21 protein-coding genes and 1 tRNA gene are annotated in these 22,527 nt (G+C 37.7%); 6 read left to right on the forward strand and 16 right to left on the reverse strand.

Translation table 11 applies throughout. The features are described 5' to 3' along the window. Window positions 1-25 precede the first annotated feature (25 nt). Complete coding sequence (locus ACJVDH_RS13110) at window positions 26-607, reverse strand: tRNA-(ms[2]io[6]A)-hydroxylase (protein WP_443943857.1); 582 nt, start codon at window positions 605-607, stop codon at window positions 26-28. Window positions 608-770: 163 nt separating this feature from the next. Between ACJVDH_RS13110 and ACJVDH_RS13115 the strand changes: the two genes are divergently transcribed. The 4 genes from ACJVDH_RS13115 to ACJVDH_RS13130 all read left to right on the forward strand — a co-directional run bounded on the left by ACJVDH_RS13115 (window position 771) and on the right by ACJVDH_RS13130 (window position 6,608). Then, window positions 771-2,006 (forward strand): glycosyltransferase, encoded by a 1,236-nt coding sequence (locus tag ACJVDH_RS13115; protein ID WP_443943858.1) that lies wholly within the window; start codon window positions 771-773, stop codon window positions 2,004-2,006. A gap of 247 nt (window positions 2,007-2,253) precedes the next feature. After that, complete coding sequence (dnaK, locus tag ACJVDH_RS13120; protein WP_443943859.1) at window positions 2,254-4,110, forward strand: molecular chaperone DnaK; 1,857 nt, start codon at window positions 2,254-2,256, stop codon at window positions 4,108-4,110. 404 nt (window positions 4,111-4,514) lie between these two features. Further along, the gene (locus ACJVDH_RS13125) at window positions 4,515-5,546 is read left to right on the forward strand and encodes an LLM class flavin-dependent oxidoreductase (RefSeq protein ID WP_443943860.1); all 1,032 of its coding nucleotides are present in this window, start codon (window positions 4,515-4,517) and stop codon (window positions 5,544-5,546) included. Between the two features lie 117 nt (window positions 5,547-5,663). Then, window positions 5,664-6,608, forward strand: a complete 945-nt coding sequence (locus tag ACJVDH_RS13130; RefSeq protein WP_443943861.1) for a zinc dependent phospholipase C family protein — start codon at window positions 5,664-5,666, stop codon at window positions 6,606-6,608. 32 nt (window positions 6,609-6,640) lie between these two features. Here the strand turns inward: ACJVDH_RS13130 and ACJVDH_RS13135 are convergent, their stop codons facing one another. The 14 genes from ACJVDH_RS13135 to ACJVDH_RS13200 form a co-directional block, all read right to left on the reverse strand. Further along, window positions 6,641-7,318 carry a DedA family protein gene (locus tag ACJVDH_RS13135; protein WP_443943862.1) on the reverse strand — a complete coding sequence of 226 codons (678 nt, stop codon included), beginning with the start codon at window positions 7,316-7,318 and terminating at the stop codon, window positions 6,641-6,643. A 47-nt stretch (window positions 7,319-7,365) separates the two neighbouring features. Further along, a complete protein-coding gene (locus ACJVDH_RS13140) occupies window positions 7,366-8,064 on the reverse strand; it encodes a DUF4397 domain-containing protein (protein ID WP_443943863.1) in 699 nt (232 codons plus the stop codon). 59 nt (window positions 8,065-8,123) lie between these two features. Then, window positions 8,124-8,780 carry a DUF4397 domain-containing protein gene (locus ACJVDH_RS13145; RefSeq protein WP_443943864.1) on the reverse strand — a complete coding sequence of 219 codons (657 nt, stop codon included), beginning with the start codon at window positions 8,778-8,780 and terminating at the stop codon, window positions 8,124-8,126. A gap of 83 nt (window positions 8,781-8,863) precedes the next feature. Beyond that, window positions 8,864-9,988 carry a DNA polymerase III subunit beta gene (gene dnaN, locus ACJVDH_RS13150; protein ID WP_443943865.1) on the reverse strand — a complete coding sequence of 375 codons (1,125 nt, stop codon included), beginning with the start codon at window positions 9,986-9,988 and terminating at the stop codon, window positions 8,864-8,866. 33 nt (window positions 9,989-10,021) lie between these two features. Beyond that, on the reverse strand, window positions 10,022-11,704 hold the full coding sequence (gldG, locus tag ACJVDH_RS13155; RefSeq protein ID WP_443943866.1) for a gliding motility-associated ABC transporter substrate-binding protein GldG: 1,683 nt from the start codon (window positions 11,702-11,704) through the stop codon (window positions 10,022-10,024). Further along, complete coding sequence (gene gldF, locus ACJVDH_RS13160) at window positions 11,701-12,429, reverse strand: gliding motility-associated ABC transporter permease subunit GldF (RefSeq protein ID WP_443943867.1); 729 nt, start codon at window positions 12,427-12,429, stop codon at window positions 11,701-11,703. The genes gldG and gldF overlap by 4 nt, the downstream gene beginning before the upstream one ends. A 163-nt stretch (window positions 12,430-12,592) precedes the next feature. Beyond that, window positions 12,593-12,799, reverse strand: a complete 207-nt coding sequence (locus ACJVDH_RS13165) for a hypothetical protein (RefSeq protein ID WP_443943868.1) — start codon at window positions 12,797-12,799, stop codon at window positions 12,593-12,595. A 134-nt stretch (window positions 12,800-12,933) separates the two neighbouring features. Further along, window positions 12,934-13,482: a hypothetical protein gene (locus ACJVDH_RS13170; protein WP_443943869.1), complete on the reverse strand. Its 549-nt coding sequence runs from the start codon at window positions 13,480-13,482 to the stop codon at window positions 12,934-12,936. A 1-nt stretch (window position 13,483) separates the two neighbouring features. Beyond that, window positions 13,484-14,191: an ATP-binding cassette domain-containing protein gene (locus ACJVDH_RS13175; protein ID WP_443943870.1), complete on the reverse strand. Its 708-nt coding sequence runs from the start codon at window positions 14,189-14,191 to the stop codon at window positions 13,484-13,486. A 19-nt stretch (window positions 14,192-14,210) separates the two neighbouring features. Next, window positions 14,211-15,143 carry a glycerophosphodiester phosphodiesterase family protein gene (locus tag ACJVDH_RS13180; protein ID WP_443943871.1) on the reverse strand — a complete coding sequence of 311 codons (933 nt, stop codon included), beginning with the start codon at window positions 15,141-15,143 and terminating at the stop codon, window positions 14,211-14,213. Window positions 15,144-15,206: 63 nt separating this feature from the next. Next, complete coding sequence (locus ACJVDH_RS13185; protein ID WP_443943872.1) at window positions 15,207-15,827, reverse strand: HAD family hydrolase; 621 nt, start codon at window positions 15,825-15,827, stop codon at window positions 15,207-15,209. A 9-nt stretch (window positions 15,828-15,836) separates the two neighbouring features. Next, entirely contained in the window at window positions 15,837-17,213 is a 1,377-nt protein-coding gene (gene mgtE / locus ACJVDH_RS13190; protein ID WP_443943873.1) for a magnesium transporter, read from the reverse strand. Between the two features lie 267 nt (window positions 17,214-17,480). Next, window positions 17,481-17,552, reverse strand: a tRNA-Arg gene (locus ACJVDH_RS13195). Window positions 17,553-17,847: 295 nt separating this feature from the next. Next, the gene (locus ACJVDH_RS13200; protein ID WP_443943874.1) at window positions 17,848-19,482 is read right to left on the reverse strand and encodes an ABC-F family ATP-binding cassette domain-containing protein; all 1,635 of its coding nucleotides are present in this window, start codon (window positions 19,480-19,482) and stop codon (window positions 17,848-17,850) included. 294 nt (window positions 19,483-19,776) lie between these two features. Between ACJVDH_RS13200 and ACJVDH_RS13205 the strand changes: the two genes are divergently transcribed. Together ACJVDH_RS13205 and ACJVDH_RS13210 are read left to right on the forward strand one after the other, a co-directional pair. Beyond that, the gene (locus tag ACJVDH_RS13205) at window positions 19,777-20,361 is read left to right on the forward strand and encodes a GIN domain-containing protein (RefSeq protein ID WP_443943875.1); all 585 of its coding nucleotides are present in this window, start codon (window positions 19,777-19,779) and stop codon (window positions 20,359-20,361) included. 175 nt (window positions 20,362-20,536) lie between these two features. Next, window positions 20,537-21,127 (forward strand): GIN domain-containing protein, encoded by a 591-nt coding sequence (locus ACJVDH_RS13210; protein ID WP_443943876.1) that lies wholly within the window; start codon window positions 20,537-20,539, stop codon window positions 21,125-21,127. Between the two features lie 161 nt (window positions 21,128-21,288). Here ACJVDH_RS13210 and ACJVDH_RS13215 read toward each other — a convergent pair whose 3' ends face one another. After that, entirely contained in the window at window positions 21,289-22,461 is a 1,173-nt protein-coding gene (locus ACJVDH_RS13215) for a redoxin domain-containing protein (protein WP_443943877.1), read from the reverse strand. Window positions 22,462-22,527 lie beyond the last annotated feature (66 nt).

Raw genomic sequence — 22,527 nt, forward strand, 5'->3', positions numbered from 1 at the left:
TAACTTAAGACCTCCGACTCTTAAACTAACCATGAATCGCCTCTTTGGTTCCGAAACTTTTTATCAGTTCGCCTTCAAATTCCAGCCATTCTTTCCAGCGTTTATCAACGTCAACATCAACACTATATTTTCGGGCAAAATTCAGAAAAGTAGTATAATGAGTTGCTTCAGAAACCATCAGCTCGTGATAAAATTTGGATAATTCTTCATCTTTAATGTTCAAAGACAAGACCCTGAACCGCTCACAACTGCGGGCTTCAATCATCGCTGCAAACAACAATCGATCAATAAAAGCCGTATTCCGGCTGCCATCTTTTTTACTAAATTTTACCAGTCGCCCAACATAATCATCTTTACGCTCGCGTGTTAAAGTATATCCCCGGGCTTTAATAATATCAATTACCATTTGAAAATGCTGCATTTCTTCAATGGCAATTGCAGTTAATTCATCTACTAAATCCTGATGTTCTGAATTTTGGGTAATCAGAGTAATTGCATTAGAAGCGGCCTTTTGTTCACACCAGGCATGATCAGATAAAATTTCCTCTAGATTCGATTCTGCAATATTTGCCCAACGCGGGTCTGTCAATAATTTTAATCCTAACATGATGTGTAAACTTGCCGCAAAATTAAAAAATAATCGCGATCATTTCTCAAAAGGCTTCGTCCGATTCTCTTTTACAACACGATTGTCTATTTCCATTACCTGATTTTGACAAATCGTCGTTTGATTTTGCGTTTAAAGCACTTATTTTGTAGAAATTTCTATCATGAGCAAGCAGAAGCTATTAATTATCGGATTGGTTTGGCCTGAGCCAACTTCATCCGCCGCAGGCACAAGAATGGTGCAACTCATTAAATTATTTCTCGCTTATGAATTTGAAATCACCTTTGCCTGCGCAGCGTCTAAAAGTGATTTTAGTTTTAATCTGGAAGAACTTGGTGTTAATGAACAAGCAATTTTGCTTAATGACAGCAGTTTTGATGCTTTTTTAAATGAACAGAAACCCAATTATGTACTGTTCGATCGGTTTATGATTGAAGAACAATATGGCTGGCGCATCAAACAAGAATGCCCTGATGCCATGTGCATGCTTGATACGGAGGATTTACATTTACTACGGCAAGCGCGCCAAGAAAGTTCTAAAAAGAAATTGGCAACAAATTTATTTTCAGAAATTGCGAAACGCGAAATTGCATCGATTTTACGTTGCGATCTTTCACTGATTATTTCAGAATCTGAAATGGAGATTTTAAAAAAGGATTTCAGAATGGATGCTTCTTTAATTTATTACCTTCCTTTTTTAGAAAATTCTATAACAGAAGATGTGGTTAAAAACTGGCTTCCTTTTGAAAAGCGAAAAGATTGTGTTTTTATCGGCAACTTTCTTCACGAACCGAATTGGAATACCGTACAGTTTTTAAAAACACAAATCTGGCCGGAACTTCGTAAAAAACTTCCAGGTGTAAATCTTAATATTTATGGTTCGTATCCAAGTCAGAAAGTTTTCCAGTTGCAAAATAGAGATGAACGTTTTTTTATTCATGGCCGGGCCGAAGATGCGCGTACAACAATCGGTAAACACCGTCTTCTACTTGCTCCTATTCAATTTGGTGCCGGTGTAAAGGGCAAATTTATTGATGCCATGCAAACGGGTACGCCATCTGTTACGACACAAGTTGGCGCAGAGGCGATGAAGGGCAAACTACCTTGGAACGGGCAAATCCAAGACGAACCTGAAAAATTCATTCTGGCAGCTGCACATCTATATTCAACGCCCAAAGAATGGCAGGAAGCCCAAAAAAACGGCATTCACATTATCAATCAACGCTATCGTATAGATCGGTATGGGATTGATTTTATTGCTGAAGTACTTAAAATTGAAGGTAGATTAAACAAACACAGACAACATAATTTTATCGGCCAGATTTTGAGCCACCAAATGCTGCAAAGCACAAAATATATGTCGCTTTGGATTGAAGAAAAAAATAAGCACAAGAAATAAGAGCATTATTTTCAGTACTGCGCTTATTATACTTGACTAAGAACTTAAAGCTAGTTTTCTAAATATAAAAGCAACCATGAGTTCTAAATCGCAATCACCTGTAATTAATGCGTTTACAAAGCACCTTGCCTGTGAAACTGTTTAACAAATAAGAATATTTTCACAACAGAATCACCGTTTAGTTTACCAGAGTAACTATTGACTAAATTCCAACAATTTTACAATGCAAAGTATGTAAATTCGCCACATGGCAAAAATATCAATCAACCTGGCTACAGGTTCATTACAACAGGAAGAAATTATCGTTGGGATAGATTTGGGTACAACCAATAGTTTGGTTGCTTTTATAAATCCTGAAAAAAACCCGCAAGTAATTAATGATTCGGGCAAAGGTATTCTGGTGCCTTCTGTGGTTTATTTTAACGCTCAAAACGAAGCCATTGTTGGAAATGAGGCAAAAGAATTTTTAACTACCGATCCCGCAAACACCATATTTTCTGTGAAACGTTTGCTTGGGCGTGCTTACAAAGACGTTGCTGAGCATAAAGACATATTTTCTTATAAAGTGATTGATGACGATACCGACGCTTTAGTAAAAATACAGGCCGGAAATCGTTTTTACACACCAATAGAACTTTCTGCCGAGATTCTTAAGGAACTTAAAGTAAGAGCAGAACATGCACTAAAAACACCGGTAAACCGAGCAGTTATTACCGTACCGGCATATTTTAACGATAGCCAGCGCCAAGCCACGCGTGATGCGGGAAAACTTGCAGGTTTGGATGTTATGCGTATTGTAAATGAACCTACCGCAGCCAGTTTGGCTTATGGTATCGGCTTAGATCCAACCGAGCAAAGAACTATTGCAGTTTATGATCTTGGAGGCGGCACATTTGATGTTTCTATTCTTCAAATTCAAAACGGCATTTTTGAGGTTCTCGCCACAAATGGCAATACCTATCTTGGTGGCGATGATTTTGACCGTGCAATTCTGAATTACTGGATAGAAAAAAACAACTTAAACAGCAGTGAAGTAGCAGCCGATCATATTCTAATGCAAACTTTGCGTTTACAGGCAGAAGCCGCGAAAAAAGCACTTTCTACACAGAATTTATTTAATGAACAAATTGGCGATATCTGGTGTACACTGGATAAACAAACTTTTGAAGAACTCATATCAGCCAAAGTTGCAGAAACGATAACTGCTTGTAAAAATGCACTTCAGGATGCCAATTTATCTGTTTCAGATATTGATGAAGTTATTTTAGTAGGCGGTTCTACACGCAGCCCGTTTGTAAAACAACAAGTTGAATCGTTTTTCGGTAAAAAACCTCAAGATAATATTAACCCGGATGAAGTTGTTGCACTGGGTGCTGCCATTCAGGCTGATGTTTTAGCAGGCAACCGATCTGATATTTTATTACTCGATGTAACTCCACTTTCATTGGGCATTGAAACTATGGGTGGTTTAATGGATGTGATCATCTCCAGAAACAGTAAAGTTCCAACAAAAGCAGGCAGACAATATACAACATCAATTGACGGGCAAGTCAACATGAAAATTTCAGTTTATCAGGGCGAACGTGATCTGGTAAAAGAAAACCGTAAACTGGCTGAATTTGACTTGAAAGGAATCCCTGCAATGCCTGCAGGCTTGCCTAAAGTAGACATTAACTTCTTACTAAATGCAGATGGAATTTTAACCGTTCAGGCGATTGAATTGCGATCTGGCGTAAAGCAGGAAATCGAAATTACACCAAGCTATGGCTTGAGCGATGATACTGTAGAAAAAATGCTGATTGATTCTATTACACACGCACAAAGTGATGTTGAACAACGCATGCTGATTGAAGCACGTGGAGAAGGAGAACAGTTGTTATATACTGCAGAACGCTTTATTGAGAAACATGCTGAGCATCTTACTTCAGAAGAAATTGCGCAAACAAAAGTTCATATAGAAGCCTTACGCGCGGCATTGTCTACGCAAGAGAAAGATATGATTTTGAAAAAAGCCGACGAGTTGAATGAATTTACCCGTCCGTTTGCTGAACGTGTAATGGATGCAGCAATCTCTACAGCCATGAAGGGAAAAAAGATAGAATAATTCAGAAGCCGGCAGGAGAAGCCGGACGCCAAAGTCAACAGACTGGTTTTATCCTGCCATATAAGAAATTTTAGAGATTATAAATGTCTAAGCAGAAAAAACTTAGTTTCTTATATGGTTATAATTAACTCACCTAAAATTTATTGTCAAAATCTATCTGTCATATAATTAAAAACTTACAACTTTACTGATCTGATATCTCTTATATGGTTAAAGTTAACTAACTAGATATTATCCTTAAAATCTGTTTACCATATAATTAAGAACTTGCAACTTCACCGATCTTACGTGGCTAAAACAAACCTGTATAATCTAAAACAAATTTTATCGATTTTATTTCTTACCATACATCAAAACTGGGCATAAGCATAATCCATTAACTTTGCCTTATAAACTTTAGTAATATGGAATTAGGTATCGGTATGTTTGGCGATTTGCAGATTGATGCAAAAGGCGAAATACAACCTGCGCAACAGCGACTTCAGGAAATCATTGAAGAGATTAAACTGATGGACGAAGTAGGTTTAGATTTTTATGGCATTGGGGAGCATCATCGCCCGGATTATGCAGTTTCCAGTCCGGAAATTATTCTTGCAGCCGCCTCTACGGTAACCAAAAATATAAAACTTGGCAGTGCAGTTTCTGTATTAAGTTCATCAGATCCGGTAAAATTATATCAGAATTTTTCTACGATTGATTTAATTTCTAATGGCAGAGCCGAATTAATGGCTGGTAGAGGAAGTTTCATTGAGTCTTTTCCGCTATTCGGTTTTAGTTTGAAAGACTATGATGCTTTGTATGAAGAAAAGCTGGAACTGTTACTAAAGATTAATAAAGAACCGAAAATCAGTTGGAAAGGTCAATTCAGACCAGAACTTGTTAATCAGGAAATTTTACCGCGCGCAGTAAATGATCAGCTGAAAATCTGGGTGGCTGTTGGCGGAACTCCGGAATCTGTAGAGCGTGCAGGCCGACTTGGTCTACCTGTTATGTTTGCAATTATTGGCGGGCAACCAGAACAGTTTAAACCTTTGTTTGATTATTACGAAAGAGTTTATCAGGCTTATGGACACGATATGTCTAAGTTTCAGGTTGGCGTGCACATGCATTCTTTATTTGGCGATAAAAGCCAGGAAATCGCAGATTACTATTTCCCGTTGTATTCTGCGCAAATGAACCGTATTGGCCGTTCACGCGGTTGGGCGCCTTATCAACGCAGCCAGTTTGATGGCGGCAGAAGCAAAAGCGGAGCTTTGATTATTGGTGATGCGAATGAAACTGCTGAGAAAATTCTTGCTATGCAGGAAATGTTCGGTTTGACCCGTTTTTCTGCACATATGGATGTTGGCGGACCATCACACACCGCCATGATGAAATCAATAGAGATTTTTGGAAATCAAATTGCACCACAAGTGCGCAAAGCACTATCTAAATAAACTTGCAATACATAGGCCTTGCAAATAATTTCAATCTAATTTGTAAGGCCTCATTTTCTTTATACCAATTGTAAACGGATTTGCACAAAAAATTAAGCCAATTCCGTATATTCCAACATGAAAAGATTAACGATAAAATTGGCGTTAATTATCCCTTTATTTCTGAATACTTCCTGGGGCTTTTTTGCGCACAAAAAAATGAATAATCTTGCGGTTTTTACGCTGCCGCAGGCGATGATTCGTTTCTACAAAAACAACATTAGATACCTTACAGAGCATTCTATTGATCCTGATAAGCGAAGGTATATTGATACCCTGGAAGCGCCTCGGCATTATTTAGATGTAGAAAACTACGAATCCAACATAGATAGTATCCCAACAAAATGGGAATTTGCTGTACAAAAATATAGTGTAGAAAAATTAAACAAAAACGGCATACTGCCCTGGCACATTCAAAAAACCTACAACTATCTTGTACACGCTTTTAAGCTAAACGATTCTTTAAAAATCCTGAAACATTCCGCAGATCTCGGCCATTATATTGCAGATGCTCATGTACCGTTACACACATCAGCCAACCACAATGGTCAGCTCAGCAATCAAATCGGAATCCATGCTTTTTGGGAAAGCCGGTTACCGGAATTATTTGCAGATAATTACAATTTCTTCGTGGGCCGCGCAACATATATCGAAAATCCTTTAACAGAGGCCTGGAAAATCGTAAAACATACACATGGTTTGGTAGATACAGTACTCACTTTTGAAAAAAAACTTTCGGAATCATTTCCTTCGGATAAGAAATACAGTTTTTCCAGGCGGGGCAATATTGTGCTAAAGCAGTATGCTGTAGACTATTCAAAAGCGTATGAAAACATAATGGACAAGATGGTTGAAAGACAAATGCGGGCCACAATTCTGAGTATTGGAAGTTTTTGGTATTCAGCCTGGATTGATGCGGGTCAGCCCGATTTAAAAAACATGAAAAAAATGGAAACTCCAGACGATGGCCCAGAGTTTCACCAACGTGTTGAGAATGGCAAAATTATTGGCCGTGAAATATAAAAAAGGCTGACGTTTCCATCAGCCTGATTTTTTTAAACTTCTTCTCCTTCGACAATTTTTTCAATTTTCTTAGGCTGTAATTTACTTTTTACAGCTGCCCATACCGCAGGTACAAAGGTGACTACGGCAATAGTTACAATAACAATTTCAAAATTATTTTTGATGATTGGAATTTGTCCCAGTAAGAAACCACCCAAAAGTAAGGCAAAAATCCAGCTTACACCGCCAATAATGTTAAAATAGGTAAATCGGCCAAAAGGCATTTTCGCAATTCCTGCCACAAAAGGTGCAATGGTTCTGAAAATAGGCAGAAAGCGGCTTAACATAATTGCTTTTCCGCCATGCTTTTCAAAAAACTCATGCGACTGATGGTAATATTTAAGCTTCAATATCTTATTATTCTCTTTAAATACACCGGCGCCAAGCACACTACCCAACTTATAATTGAGCGTATTGCCAACAACAGCGGCAATAATCAGAATGAGCAGCATAAACCAAATATTTAAGCCCGTGTTACCGCCGGCAATCAGCGCGCCCATGGCAAACAGAAGGGAATCGCCGGGCAAAAACGGCGTAACAACAAAGCCGGTTTCAGCGAAGATAATTAAGAATAAAATGAGGTAAGTCCAGGTTTGATAATCGCGTACGATTTCTGCCAGGTGAACGTCGATGTGGATAATAAAATCCCAGAGTTGATGTAGTAGTTCCAAGTGTTCTGATTTTTGGGAATAGCAATACAGAATGTATTACACGTTAATTATTGAATATTATTGGTTACCACGCGTTTTTGTAAAACGCCGGTGGCAGATCCGTAAATTAATATGGTATAAATTTTTCCTTTTGCAAATGTACTTGCAGTAAGTGTATCCACTTTACTTAAAGAATCGAGATTATTAAAGTAGAGTTTAGATGTGCTGTTTATTGGAAGATTGATATAAGTTGTACTTTCACCATTAGACAATGTATCGTTTATGGTATTGCCTTCATTTCTGATCCAAATCCGATTGGAGAAATTGTAACCGAAATTGCGAAAAATCACTTTTGCCTGAGTGGTATCCGTTGTACGAACATCATCTTCATAAAATCTTAACACAGAGTCTGTAGCTGAGGTTTTAGCATAAAACAATGAATACTTCTTACCCAAGCGCAAAGTTTGGGTTAGACTATCCGTAACAATAGCCGTTAATGTCCTTTTAGATAAAATATTGAAAATTGTACCGTTTTGGCTATCTGCTATGGGTAATGTCACATAAGAACTACTGCTACCAAAAGCGACAGCAGAACCATATTTTACACCATTAAAATAGAAATCTTGTGCAACGCCTGTTGGCACCATATTATGAAACATAACTTTTGCATCTCCGGCGATGCCGTTGTCATTTTTTATACACGATGCCAGTAGAACAAAGGGAATACAAAAAAGTAAAAGTTTCGGAAAAATAAAGATTTTTTTCATACCAAATCGTCACTGCAATAATAACGAAAATATTGCAGATGCATTTTACAGCATTCAAATTAATTATCCATGATTACATGGGCTTCAATATTTGCAGCTGTTGTTCCACTAAACCAAATGGTATAAATTTTTCCAGCTTCTAATGCGGTAGCCGTTTTGGTTACACCAGAACCCACCACATTGAAACGGAGATTATTTCCTGCATCAACCGAAAAATAATTAGAAGCGCCTTTATACATTAATGCACTCACAAATAAAGTTCCTGACTGTACACTTACATTAATTCCCGTTGGAAAATTCGGACTTAAATTTAACACCCGAACTTTTGCTTTTGTAGGTTCTGAATTACTCAGATTGTCTTCAAAATTTAGAATCTCTCTTTTAGCGCTTCTGTCCATAACCAAAAACGTAGTATAGGTGATGGACGATGTATAATTTAGCGATGTATCTATAGAAATACCAGAAATGGTGCCGATGTACGAAATGGCTTTGAGTCCGGAGTTCATTTTTATATACTCTGTAGTTTGGCCAAAACTGAGGTTTAAAGTCGCAGTTTCGCCGTCAATCATGATTTTTTGTGGAGATTCTGTTTCTGCGGCATTAACGAGCTTAATTTTAGCTTCGCCTTTAGCAGCTTCTTCCATACTGTCTTTTTTGCAAGCCAGAAAACCAATAGAAATGAACAGAAAACTGAAAATTATGTAGCGTTGATTCATGGGATGTTTTATTTGGTTGTAAACAAAAATGGCTTGGTCAAAAACCAAGCCATTTCTTTGTATAATAAAGCTTAAACAGCGAATTAGTAGCTATTGTTTAGCATTACTGGCATAACAAGCATTAGAACATCTTCATTCTCATCATTGGTTTGCGGAATAAGTAAACCTGCTCTATTTGGAGTAGACAATTCAAGTGTCACTTCCTCGCCGCTTAAATTGTTCAGCATTTCAATTAAGAAACGGGCGTTAAACCCTATTTCTAAATCTTCGCCATCATACTGGCAACTTAAGCGTTCATGTGCTTCGTTTGCAAAATCAAGATCTTCAGATGAAATATTCAACTCACTTCCGTTAATTTTTAACCTTACCTGGTGTGTAGTTTTATTTGCAAAAATAACTACCCTACGCAAGGTATTCAAAAACAAACTTCTGTCGATAATCAATTTATTTGGATTGTTTTGAGGAATAACCGCCTCATAATCAGGATAACGTTCGTCTATTAAACGACACACCAGATTAATATTTTCGAACTTAAAAAAAGCGCTTGTAGCATTATAATCTACTGATACGTTAATATCTGTAGAAGGCAATGCAGCTTTCAATAAAGTTAGTGCTTTTTTAGGCAAAATGAACGAGGCTGCTTTATCGGCTTTGCTGTCCATACGGCGATAACGAACCAATTTATGTGCATCTGTAGCAACGAAAGTAATGTGTTGCGGCGATAACTGACAAAATACACCTGTCATTGCCGGACGAAGTTCGTCATTACTTACCGCGAAAATGGTCTTGGTAATGGCCTCAGTCAATACAGATGCCGGCAAATTAACTGAAGATGCATTTTCTACAACTGGGATTTTTGGAAAATCATCTCCATTTTCTCCGCTTAGTTTATATTTACCATCGCCAGCACTAATTTCGATTGCAAAAGTTGCATCATCGATATTAAAAGCAATCGGCTGATCCGGTAAAGTTTTCAATGTATCCAACAAAATTTTGGATGGAACAGCTACTTTACCTTCTTCTTTAGATTCTACAGGCAAAGCAGTGGTCATACTGGTTTGTAAATCTGTAGCGGATATTGTTAAATTTCCATCTTTAATTTCGAATAAAAAATTCTCTAATATAGGCAAAACGGTACTGCTACTTGAGGCACCATTTACCGTTTGTAGGTGTTTTAATAAAGTTGATGTGGATACAATAAATCTCATGATATCATTAAGTCTTCTTCAAAAATATAAAAATTATTTAGCGTACCTGTACTTACGGTAATAATGTTGAAAAATCGCAAAGAAAATCAACAATAGCAAGGGTGCCACAATATTAATCATTTGCCATTTTGTTTTTTCAAGTTTCAATTTGGCTTTATCCAGCAATCTAATTTTGACTTCTTTGTTTCTTAGATCAATCAAATTGTCGCTATCTGTAAAGTAATCCACAATATTAAGCAGTAAAGCTTTATTACCAAATGTGCGCTGTGCATAACGATCAAATCCTAAAGGTAAAGGTGAGCCATCTTTTTCTAAAACCTGGTTTTTAAAAATATCTCCATCACCAATTACAATCATCTTACTCGGTTTGCTGTTTACCACATTGGTATAAGGCGCAGCGATTCCATCAGGTAGCGGTCTGCCCAAAAAAACGGAAGGAAAGCTACCTTCTAAAAGCGCACCGATATGCTGAGGAGGATTTCTAAACTCGGCAGGATTTGGCTGTTCTGCAATCATTTGCAGGCTAAAAACTTTAGGTACTTCAAAAGTCCGGTTGAAGAATGAAGTATTTAAGATGTAAGATTTTTTAACGTTTTTAGCACCAATGGTATCAACAGTACTGGCAAATTCTGCTTTTACACCGTCAATTTTTTTAACCACAGAAACGCCTGTATCTGGCAACAAAATAGGGTAATATACCCAAGGTACCAACTGCATTTGATTTTGGCCGCCAACCATTCCGGTTGCAACCGGAATTTCGGCGCAATTTGCAGGATCGGCAATTACATTGTAATTGATGCGCGCGCCATACATAAACAGCATATCGTCCAGGTTTAAATCATTGGCCGTAACCAGTTGTCCCGCTTTACCGCGTAAACTATCCAGCTCTGCTTTTACCTGATCTATGCTCCAAAGCACAGTACCGCCATTCATCACAAAATAATTTATCTTATATTTTTCGGTCTCCGTAAAACGTTTGCGAGGTTTGGCCACAACCAACATTTTCAATTTGTCCAGTCCTTCTTTGTCAATCGTATTCAAATCTACTCGCCCCACTTCATAACTATTCGAAAGCGTATGAATGGCATCTGCAAGTTCTAAATCAGAAAGTTCGCCATTGGCTTCAGTAAAACCAATTCTGGGATTGTTACCTGTAATTACTTTCTTTATGCTGCTGGTAAAAGTATATTCGAGGTTTTCGATTGATCGATTAATATTGTCTTCGTAATTACCGCCGGCATCAAGATTGGAAAATAACTTTACCGGAATTTGTTTGCCATCACTCTCCATCATCGCCATCGGGAAAACCAGTTTCTGTGTAAGTCCCGATTCCGTTTTTACACTCAAATTTGTAGCTTCTATCCCGTTTTGATACAAATTATTGATAATCGTATCCTGCTCTGCCTGACTTCTTCCGGCCAGTGGATCTACAAAAACCACGTTAAAATCGGCACTGGAATAGGCGCTGTAATCGTTCAGCAAGTCTTTAACGCCGCCTCTTAACCGTTTAAATGCAGCCGGCAAATCGCCATCGAGAAAAACAGTCACTAAAACAGGCGCCTTATTTGATTTAAGCAATTGAACGGTTTTAGCATTTAAGGTAAAACGCTTATCTGCTGTAAAATCAAACCGATGAAAAAAAGAAGAACCGATAATATTGAGCAAGATTATTGCAACAACAATTAACAATGATTGGAGCCATTTTTTTTGCATCATGAGCGCTTTCCTCCTATCGATATTTTTGTGAGCAATAAAAACAAAATAGCAAAGCTGATAAAATAAATCAAATCGCGGGTATCCAAAACACCGCGACTGATTGACGTATAATGTTCATTAATGCCTAGCGACATAATTGTGGTATCAATATTTTGAAATCTGAGCAACTGGCTGCTGTAATCAAAACCTAAATAAGCAAAAGCACATAAACCTGCACAAATTACAAAAGCAATAACCTGATTTTTTGTGAGTGATGAGGAAAAAACACCGATAGCGGTAAATGCTGCTCCAAGCAAGAACAAACCTATGTATGAGCCGATAACCGCTCCAGAATCTATATTACCTTCTGGAAAACCCAATTTTGATAAAGAATAATAATAAACGAGCGTTGGAATGAGGGCCAAAAGCACCAAAACCAAACTTGCAAAATATTTAGCAATGATAATTTGCCAAATGGTAACAGGGCGTGTAATCAACAATTCATAAGTTCCTTCTCGTCTTTCTTCTGCGAAAGAACGCATGGTAATGGCCGGGATGAGAAACATAAAAAGATATGGAACAAGGCTAAAAAACCCGCTCAATTCGGCATAACCGTAATCCAGAATTGATGTATCCGGAAAGAACCAGAGCAACAAACCCGATACCAAAAGAAATATTCCTATGGTTATATACGCAACCATAGAATGAAGAAAACTGAATAATTCGCGTTTAAAAACTGCGTACATGGGCATTCAAAATGCCGAAGTTACTCAATTAATCCTGCAAAGTAAACAGGCCTTTAACGAAAATACCGGGCCAACAGAAATCTGAATTGGCAGGCCGGCAAAGAGAGAATAAACGTTATACGTAGATACGAATATTTGTATACACAATCTAAAACAATACATTTTAGGTTTGGAAAAAGGCAGAAATGAGGTTCAGAAATTCCTTCGCCATTTGCCAGAGCTGTTGCAAAACTTCAAACTTTACAGGAAAAATATCGAAGTGCAATACACTTAAATCTTTGAAAAAAGCAACACCGGAAAAGGAAATATTATTGAGGTAAACAAGATGTAGAATACACCAAGCCACGCAAAGCGATAATTTTTTGTCCATGTTATTAAGCTGTTAATGATTGATAGACTAAAATTCATCAACTTACTTGAAACAACAAAATTAGCAACCTATTTTTAACAGCTTTTAACAGGTTTTTATCCAAAGGTTAAAAGATGTTAATCCAAATTAATCTACTACAAACCAAACACATAACCAAACCGCAATGCGGCAAAACCACGCGTGTTGTTGGTACGAAGACTGGCAAGTGCCGCATCGTTTTTACCACTCCAACCTTCATAACGTATACCTAAATCTAAACGGTTGTTGTTGCGGAGTTTAAAGAAATTTCCAAAGCCAGGCGACCAGGCAATAACCGTTTTTTGTCCGTCGTTTAACGGAAATGCAGTACCAAATTGACCTTCGGCATAAAATCCTTCGGAAAAAGAATATTTTACTCCGCCTTTTAGCGGAATATAAGTGAGATCAGCTACGTTGAGTAACTGGTTATGCCGACCGAAAAAATTCATGAAACCTCCATTCACAGTGATTGCCAATTTTTCAGCTACGGATAAATCAAGTTTTAAACTCGCGCCCAAACCAATACTGCTCAAATTTGCAAAATTACCAGAAGGCAAACCAATTTCTGAAGCAATAGAAATATTAGAACGGTTTTGTGCTTTAGCAACAAATGTGGCAAAAACCAAAACAGACATGAAAAACCATGCAACGGAGAATTTGAGCATATTAAGCGGTTAGTTTTCTAAAAATATCTTCCAGGTTTTGCGCGTTATGTGCTTTTTTAATGCCGTCTAAAGTATTATTTGCTACAATCTTCCCTTTGCTGAGAATGATGATATCATCGCAAATGGCTTCTACTTCTTGCATAATGTGTGTAGAAATAATAACGGTTTTATCTTTTCCCAGCGCCTTAATCAACGCGCGGATATCAACCAGTTGGTTTGGATCTAAACCCGAAGTAGGTTCGTCAAGAATCAATACCTGTGGATCGTGCAATATTGCCTGCGCCAAACCAACACGTTGCCGGTAACCTTTAGAAAGCATTCCGATTTTTTTATGTTGTTCTGGCGTTAAACCTACCATTTTGATTACATCTTCTACCCGCTGTGTCAAATGTTTCAAACCATAGGTTTCGCCTGTAAACTGCAAATATTCTTTAATATACATTTCTGTATAAAGTGGTGTATTTTCTGGAAGATAACCAATAAGCCTTTTCGCTTGCAAAGCATCTTTAACAACATCTTTACTTAGAATTTCTGCGGTTCCGGAAGTTGGATCAATGTATCCGGTAAGCATGCGCATAGTAGTGGATTTTCCGGCTCCATTCGGACCTAAAAAGCCCAAAATCCTTCCCGATTTCGCTTCAAACGAAATCGAATCTACCGCCTTTTGCTGCTGATAATGTTTAGACAGGTTTTTGACCGAAACACTCATTTGATCCTTCTTTTAAAATTTATTGTTTATCTTCTTTTACAAAATCCGCAGTAATTTTTTTATTGTACCTAAACTGATCGAGGTTTTCTGAAGCTTGTTTTAAGTTATCTCCAGACAAAATATCCGCTCCGTTATTTACCAGATGGTAATACACTTTTTTAGCCGGACTGGCTTTCGCACTTTTGTCTATATTGCCCATTGTACCCAGAATTGTTGTAATTCCTTTACTGTGCAAAAATTTATAAAAAGACTTTTCTGGTGCACTTACGCCAACAAAGGCAACAATTCTACTGTTTGGAATACCGAGCGCATTTAAGCGTTCGAGTTCTTCCTTTTTCTGTACAGATGCAGAAATCATTAGCTCTGGAGCCAATTGATGCACTTCTTGCGCCTGGTTTGCATTATAAGTGATAATGATTGAGCAATTTTCTGCTTTATACTGCCGAACTTTATCAATAATCAATGCGTAGGGAACGCCTTTTTTCAAATCTATTGTTAACAATACTTTGCCTTTTGCCCAGCTTAATACGCTATCTAAAGTTGGAATTTTGAAATCAGTTTCCTGGCCTCCATTGTCTTTGAGGTTAAACTGCTGAAGTTCCTGATAGGTGTAATTGCCAATATTTCCTTTTCCGGTAGATGTTCTGTCCAGCTTATCATCATGCATGATAACCAAAACAGAATCCTTGCTTAGCGCAACATCAAATTCGATTACAGAAGGTTGATATTTTGTTGCATTGTCAAAAGTTTCGATACAATTTTCTGGGAAACCAGCCATTGGGCCACCGCGGTGTGCGCTAAAAAGCGGAAAACGGTTTTCAGATTTCCAATTTAAAAACTGATATAAATCTTCTGTAGTTTTAAACTGAATGTAGCGATGCGTTTTTTCATCGGGACGGCAAGAAATTAAAGTTAATGCAAGGGCGAAAACCGCGATAAATGAAAATTTCATGGAGTCAAAAATAGGAAAAAGAAATTATGGCCGCTTTACCGCAGCCATAGATTGTTTTGGATGTTACAATTCAAGTCCGTATGCGGCAAGTTGTGCGCGTGTATCTTCATACGTTGTGTGGCAAATGCCACGCAGCCCCAAACCTTCTGCAATCTGTACAAAAAGTTCGCGATCATCGATAAAGATACTCGTAGCCACATCGCTTTGCGAAATGTCTATTGCTACTTTAAAAATATCGGCATCGGGTTTGCGAAAATGCACAAAGCTTGACGATATAAAGAAATCAATAAACTCATTCAATTTATAGGTATTGATGCGGTATTGATTCAATTCGCGCCCTTCATTACTAATTACGGCAACTTTTAGGTTGTATTTTTTCTTTAAATCGCAAACCAGCTGAATCATGTCGTTATACGGAAGGGATTTGCTGAACATAAATTCTTTGAAATCTTCTTTTGTATAAGTTCGCGGCTCATAAAAAGCCAGCCGATCCAGATATTCATCTAAAGTAATTTTGCCTACTTCATAAGTATCAAAAGTAAGGTGATGTCTTTCCTCCAGCTCTGCTGGTTCTAAATTGAACAATTTTGCTGCTTCTGCCCTCGCCTTTCTGTCCCAACCATTCGTAAGCAAAACGCCGCCGATATCGGTAAATAAAGTGGTGATTTTATGTGGCTTATCCATTTGATTAAATTAAAGTAAAACGCCTTTAAGTATGAGAACGGCAACAGAGAAATAAATTACAATTCCGGTTACATCAACCATTGTCGCCACAAATGGCGCAGAAGATGTTGCCGGATCGAGCTTTAATCTTTTCATAATAATAGGCATCATAGAGCCAATTAAACTGCCCCAAAGTACAATACCAATTAACGTAAAAAATATGGTTCCGGCAATTAAAAACCAGTGTTCGCCATAATTATACAAATGTAGATTTTGCCAGGCTACAATACGGATAAAACCGATTGTACCGAGAATAACGCCCAAAAAAGTACCAGAAACCAATTCGCGGCGCATTACCCGCCACCATTCTGCAAGTGTAACTTCGCCCAGCGCCATGGCCTGGATAATTAGGGTTGATGCCTGCGAACCGCTATTGCCGCCGCTACTCATAATAAGTGGAATGAAGAGCGACAGTACAACTGCTTTTTCCAGTTCTACTTCAAAATGCTGCATGGCTGTGGCGGTAAGCATTTCGCCAAGGAAAAGTACGATAAGCCAGCCAGCGCGCTTTTTAACCAGTTTTAAAATGGGAATATCAAGATAAGGTTCGTCCAGCGCTTCTGTACCCCCAATTTTGTGCATATCTTCTGTATATTCTTCGTTCGCAATCCAAAGAATGTCATCAACCGTTACAATACCAAGCAGAATATTACTTTCGTCTACAACGGGAAGTGCAACGCGATTGTTCATTCTGAAAATGTTGATGGCATCTTCTTGCGGATCATTTGCTTTCAGTGCGATGAAACGCGTATCGGTTAAATCGCCGATTACAGATTCCGGATCGGCGAGAAGAATTTCCCGAATCCGGATATCATCCAGCAGTACGCCATCTTTATCAATAACATATACAACATCAATGGTTTCTGAATTTTTACCATAACGGCGTATGTGTCCGAGAACGCGGTTTACTGTCCAATCTGGTTTTACCGCAACATAATCTGGCGTCATTAAACGGCCAATACTATCTTCCTTGTAGCCCAACAACGCCAGCGATTCTTTACGTTCTTCTGCCGGCAAAAGGGTAATCATTTTCTTTACCACATCGCCTTTTAACTCGCTAAAAAGTGCCGTACGATCATCTGGTGGTAAATCTTTAATAATTTGATTGAGCTTATTGCCCGAAAGTTTTTTGATGATCCGCTCTTGCGTTGGGAAATCGAGAATCCGGAAAACATTTATCGCGCGATTGAGCGAAATGGTTTCAATGAATTTTGCAGCATGCTGTGGAAGTTCATCAATCAACTCTTCAACATCAGAGATATTCAGCTGATCGAGATATGTTTTTAATGCTTTATCATTGCCGTTTTCTAACAATTCCAATACCTCGTCTACAACTTTTTCTTCCATAACCACAACTTTTTTTTACATGCCTAAACCGTTATTTTACTGGTTGGCAAAGGTGCGTTTTTATTTTTAGAAATGCCAATTTTGAGGCGGAAAAGCAAGATTGTGTATAAATGTTAATCTTTTTGACGCAGTGAGTTAACCTGATTGAGAATTGATTTACCAGCTGATGGATTTTTAGGTGGAAACGTACCGCGTGCTACAACATAACAAGAAGAGAACAAACAAAAAACGAGGCAAACAGCTGTGAAACTATTTTGCCTCGTAATGTGCTCCCGACGAGATTCGAACTCATATCGATGGTACCGGAAACCATAATTCTATCCATTGAACTACGGGAGCAGAGGTTGCAAATATAGAAAATACAATACTATCTCTGCAACTAGAAACCTAAATTGTTTAATGAATATTCTTTACCACACTTTTCCATACTGTTCATTAAGCATTTACATTTCTATATTCATATTTATAGTGGCGTAGATTAGGGTTTAAGGTTGCGATTATGGAGGTTTTTGTTTTGCTGAAACTGCACTATGATACTTTTTTTTTTCTGATCTTTCGTCTACATCAATTCAAAATTTAACGATAAAAAAGTTTTTTTTGTAGAGACAAAATCTGTATTAAAAAAGATAAAAAATTACCCTTGCTCAATCTCCTTTAAACTGTTCATCTTTTTGTAAGCCAAGAAACCTTTAATGTTTTCGAAATGTTCGCGTACACGTTTGTTTCCAAATTCAAAAACTTTAGTGGCTAGTCCGTCTAAGAAATCACGATCGTGAGAAACCAGAATTAAAGTACCATCAAAATCACGGAGTGCATCTTTAATAATATCTTTGGTTTTCATGTCCAGATGATTGGTTGGCTCATCCAAAATCAAAACATTGACCGGTTCAAGAAGCAATTTAATCATAGCTAAACGTGTTTTTTCACCACCAGAAAGTACTTTAACTTTTTTAGTGGTATCATCGCCGCTAAACATAAAGGCGCCTAAAAGGTCTTTGATTTTTATGGTTCCGTCGCTTAATGGAATCTGATCTATGGTTTCGAAAACGGTTAAATTTTCATCCAGCAAAGCAGCCTGATTTTGGGCAAAATAGCCAATTTTAGCGTTGTGCCCTACTTTCAAACTTCCGTCAAAATCAATTTCGCCCATAATGGCTTTAATCATGGTTGATTTTCCTTCTCCGTTTTTACCTACAAAAGCAACTTTTTCTCCACGCTCAATCACCATCGAGGCTTTTTCAAAAACAACATGTTCTCCGTAAGTTTTAGTCAGTTCTTCTACCATAACCGGATACTGACCTGAACGCGGCGAAGGTGGAAATTTTAAACGTAAAGCCGACGTATCAACCTCATCAATCTCAATGACTTCCAATTTTTCAAGCATTTTCACACGCGATTGCACCTGCAAAGTTTTAGAGTAAGTTCCTCTAAAACGGTCTATAAACTCCTGGTTATCGGCAATAAAGCGTTGTTGTTCTTCATAAGCCTTTAACTGATGCACGCGTCTGTCTGCACGCAACTGAAGGTAATGTGTGTATTTAGCTTTATAGTCATAAATCCGCCCCATAGTAACCTCTATGGTACGATTTGTAATGTTGTCGACAAAAGTTCTGTCGTGAGAAATCACCATTACCGCTTTTGCAGAATTAACCAGGAAATCTTCCAGCCATTGAATACTTTCGATATCCATATGGTTGGTTGGTTCATCCAATAAAATCAAATCGGGCTTTTTCAGTAAAATTTTAGCCAGTTCAATCCGCATGCGCCATCCGCCAGAAAATTCTGAGGTTTGCCTGGTAAAATCTTTACGATCGAAACCCAAACCTTTTAAGACTTTCTCTACTTCTGCATCATAATTTACTTCTTCTATAGAATAGAATTTTTCGCTCAGTTCAGAAACGCGTTCAATTAATTTCATATAATCGTCGCTATCGTAATCTGTACGAATGGTAAGTTGTTCATTCAGTTCATCGAGTTCTTTTTGCATTTGATTGACTTCCTCAAATGCTTTCATCGTTTCTTCAAACACCGTAAGCTTATCTTCAGTAAGCAAATGCTGTGGCAAATATGCAATAACAGCTTCTTTCGGGCCTGTCACATTCCCCGAAGTAGGTTTACTTGCTCCTGCGATAATTTTTAGAATGGTTGATTTACCGGCACCATTTTTTCCCATCAGGGCAATTTTGTCATTCTCATTTATTGAGAAGGTGACATCACTAAAAAGCGTGGTTCCTCCGAACGAAACGGAGATGTTATTTACATTAATCACGACGTGGAAATATTAATTAGGTCGCAAAGATAAAGGAAAGAGTTTGTATTGTCATCAGAGATTAGGATACAAATAAGCGAAAATTAAGGTTTTGAACATGTTCATGTCCGCACATAGCCTGTTCGATAACGAACACCCAACACAAAAGCAACGTTCATACAAAATACTGATAGGCAATAGCTTACAATAATGATATTGATTTGGCATTTGCTTGGCATCGGGGATTCTGAAAATGATAACGCTGAGAAGATCAGCCAGTAAAAATTAGAGCTACAATAAAAAACACAACAAAACATGAGATTTGCAACACCAACAATCGACAAGGCAATTAAATTTTTAATGTTTGCCTTTGTATTACTTTGCCTGAATGCCAAAGCGGCAAAAAAAGAAGTGGCAAACAATCAAAAAATCTCGCCTTTTAGAAAAGTTTGCGTAAGTGGCTATGTTGAGGTTGTTTTAATACAAAGAGCAAATGTTGACGTGGTTTACGCTGATGACAATAAAGGAAATGCACGCGTTACTCAACAAGGCGACGTGCTTCGCATTACAGGTACTGGAAAACTGCTTGTCAAAATCATTGTCTATGTAAACGATTTATATCGCATTGAAGCCAACGAACATGCAAAAATAATTAACGCTGGCGCGCTAAACAGCCCTTTCCTACAAATCATATTGAAGGGAAATGCCTGCGCTAACATTTGCAGTCAGACTAAAGAACTGTATACTTCAGTTCTCGGCGGCAGCAAGCTTGTTTTAAAAGGGAAAACGGAAAACCATGTGATCGTGGCCGATAAAATGCAGCTGCTTACTTTCGATGGCTTTACTGCTGGCCAGATCAACTGTACCAGGGATGAAAATGTTTTGGCAGATGATAAATAAAAACACGAGTGATTTACAGCTTAAATAATTTGCTTTTGTCTTTAAATATCAGACGTTCGTCGATTGGGTAACCGCGCTGGTATAATGTTGCAGAATTTCATGAAACGCATTGGTAATCAAAGCGTCTTATTACCAAAAACGATTAAACATTATAACACATAAAAACCTAAATCAAATGAAAACTTTAGTTAAAACATTATTCGCATCTTCTTTAGCTTTGGTATTAGCTTCTTCTACAGTTTTATCGGTCCATGCAGAAAATGCACCATCTACAACTGTTGCCCAAAAACCTTTGTCTTTTAAACGCATCAAGGTAAGTGGTAATGTAGAATTGACAATTGTACAAGGTAATCGCACAGCCATTGAATATTCAGATGCAAGTGAAGGGAAAGTAAAAATTACGCAAGTTCGTGATGGCATTGATGTTGTTTCGGCAAACGATCAGGTAGCCAAAGTTACGGTATACACAGATGATTTGTACAGAATCTCTGCGGCCAACCATGCAAAAGTAAAAACCAGTGGACAACTTAAGGTTCAATACCTTCAGGTATTTTTAAGCGGCCAGGCTTCTTTGGAGCTTAATTCGAAAACAGAAAGTTTGTATACTGTTATTGAAGATCAATCGGATTTAAAACTAAGCGGTTCAACCGGAGAACATACTCTGTCAATGGGAAAATCACAAAAATTAATTATGGACAAGTTCGCGGCAAACACAACTACAATTGTATCGCCAATGGAGAGTGAATTCGCTATATTGAGTAAATAAATTTCTTCACGAAAAAAACTGGACCATTTTATATAAAAGCAGTCCAGTTTTTTTTGCCTATTTATGGTAATTGATAGAAGATAAACTGAGCATTTTAATTTTAAGGCAATTTTCATACAAGCGCCAAACTATAAAGCTCGCCTTAGATTAAATTCACAACGTTATCTTAAGTTTTTTCTGGTATTGTTTGTTTCTGCGGTTAATATCCTAGCCAATTCAGTTTGTAAGCTATCTCCCCGCAAATTTGTAGCAATAATTTTCCCTTCGGGATTAATCAGAAAATTACTTGGAATGGAAACAATGGTATATAATACCCCAACTTTATTCTTACCATCTTGAGTGTCTAACAATTGTTCCCAAGGCAAACCGTCTTCAGCTACAGCTCTTCGCCAATATCCGCTCCTTTCATCAACAGAAAGGCTCACAATTGTAAAATTATCATCCTTGAAACGATTATAAGCCTTAACAAGATTTGGATTTTCCGCTCGGCATGGCCCACACCAGGATGCCCAAAAATCTAATAAAACATATTTCCCTTTGAAATCAGTCAACGATACGTCATTACCTTTAATATTTTTTGTCGTAAAATCTGGTGCAAAATCGCCAATCCCAGCGGATGCCGTGGACTCTAATAAAGCGGCATATTTGCGGCCGGACCCGCTATTTTTCACGTTAGCATCGAGTGCATTGAACATTTCTATAGCTAATTTTTTATTTCGAGCAATTTGTACAACATTTGGCAGTAATTCCAAGACCACCACAGAGTTTAGATGAGCATAAAAATACTTTAGAGAAGCTTGCTCCTTTGTTTCTGCCAGAGCTTTTTGTGAAGCTGAAATTCGCGACAATTCCTTTTCGTTCTTTGATCTGTTTGCTATCTGATATGCTTTCTTGAGTGAATCTTCATCTTTTTTAAAAGAACTTAACAAATCACGAAGTACCTGATACTCTTCATTCAATGGAGAACGGCTTACTTTTGCATCTTTGCCTTCTGAACTGATCGATAAATAAATCTCCCCTTTCTCCAGGAAAACAGGGTATGCAGTTTTGAATACATTTGGTTTAAATGCCTTGTTACCCGCATCAATATATACATGTGCCTTTTGTCCATAAAATGACTGGCCTTTAAATACATATTTTCCGCTTTTCCATTCTGCAGAATCTATCTCCAATTTTGAACCGTTTGATTTCACATAGTACAAAAATGCCTTCAACTCTGGTTTTGCTTCCGGAATCAATATATTGAGTTTAAATGTTTCTTGTTTTTGCGCTTTTACGTTGTAAAAACAAGAGATAAGCAGTACAACTGTCCATAAGATTTTTATAGTTCTCATTTTAGTCTTTATTAAATACAATTGATACATATTTTGCGTTGGCATCCCAATCGTTGTCACTTTTAG

This window comes from Pedobacter terrestris (assembly GCF_052343045.1).
In the GTDB taxonomy this organism is placed as follows: Bacteria; Bacteroidota; Bacteroidia; order Sphingobacteriales; family Sphingobacteriaceae; genus Pedobacter.

Excerpts from the sequence above, each read along its gene's own strand:
- ACJVDH_RS13110 (WP_443943857.1), bottom strand. The coding sequence starts at position 607 with ATGTTAGGATTAAAATTATTGACAGACCCGCGTTGGGCAAATATTGCA.
- ACJVDH_RS13115 (WP_443943858.1), top strand. The coding sequence starts at position 771 with ATGAGCAAGCAGAAGCTATTAATTATCGGATTGGTTTGGCCTGAGCCA.
- dnaK (WP_443943859.1), top strand. The coding sequence starts at position 2,254 with ATGGCAAAAATATCAATCAACCTGGCTACAGGTTCATTACAACAGGAA.
- ACJVDH_RS13125 (WP_443943860.1), top strand. The coding sequence starts at position 4,515 with ATGGAATTAGGTATCGGTATGTTTGGCGATTTGCAGATTGATGCAAAA.
- ACJVDH_RS13130 (WP_443943861.1), top strand. The coding sequence starts at position 5,664 with ATGAAAAGATTAACGATAAAATTGGCGTTAATTATCCCTTTATTTCTG.
- ACJVDH_RS13140 (WP_443943863.1), bottom strand. The coding sequence starts at position 8,064 with ATGAAAAAAATCTTTATTTTTCCGAAACTTTTACTTTTTTGTATTCCC.
- ACJVDH_RS13145 (WP_443943864.1), bottom strand. The coding sequence starts at position 8,780 with ATGAATCAACGCTACATAATTTTCAGTTTTCTGTTCATTTCTATTGGT.
- dnaN (WP_443943865.1), bottom strand. The coding sequence starts at position 9,988 with ATGAGATTTATTGTATCCACATCAACTTTATTAAAACACCTACAAACG.
- gldG (WP_443943866.1), bottom strand. The coding sequence starts at position 11,704 with ATGATGCAAAAAAAATGGCTCCAATCATTGTTAATTGTTGTTGCAATA.
- gldF (WP_443943867.1), bottom strand. The coding sequence starts at position 12,429 with ATGTACGCAGTTTTTAAACGCGAATTATTCAGTTTTCTTCATTCTATG.
- ACJVDH_RS13165 (WP_443943868.1), bottom strand. The coding sequence starts at position 12,799 with ATGGACAAAAAATTATCGCTTTGCGTGGCTTGGTGTATTCTACATCTT.
- ACJVDH_RS13170 (WP_443943869.1), bottom strand. The coding sequence starts at position 13,482 with ATGCTCAAATTCTCCGTTGCATGGTTTTTCATGTCTGTTTTGGTTTTT.
- ACJVDH_RS13175 (WP_443943870.1), bottom strand. The coding sequence starts at position 14,191 with ATGAGTGTTTCGGTCAAAAACCTGTCTAAACATTATCAGCAGCAAAAG.
- ACJVDH_RS13180 (WP_443943871.1), bottom strand. The coding sequence starts at position 15,143 with ATGAAATTTTCATTTATCGCGGTTTTCGCCCTTGCATTAACTTTAATT.
- ACJVDH_RS13185 (WP_443943872.1), bottom strand. The coding sequence starts at position 15,827 with ATGGATAAGCCACATAAAATCACCACTTTATTTACCGATATCGGCGGC.
- mgtE (WP_443943873.1), bottom strand. The coding sequence starts at position 17,213 with ATGGAAGAAAAAGTTGTAGACGAGGTATTGGAATTGTTAGAAAACGGC.
- ACJVDH_RS13205 (WP_443943875.1), top strand. The coding sequence starts at position 19,777 with ATGAGATTTGCAACACCAACAATCGACAAGGCAATTAAATTTTTAATG.
- ACJVDH_RS13210 (WP_443943876.1), top strand. The coding sequence starts at position 20,537 with ATGAAAACTTTAGTTAAAACATTATTCGCATCTTCTTTAGCTTTGGTA.
- ACJVDH_RS13215 (WP_443943877.1), bottom strand. The coding sequence starts at position 22,461 with ATGAGAACTATAAAAATCTTATGGACAGTTGTACTGCTTATCTCTTGT.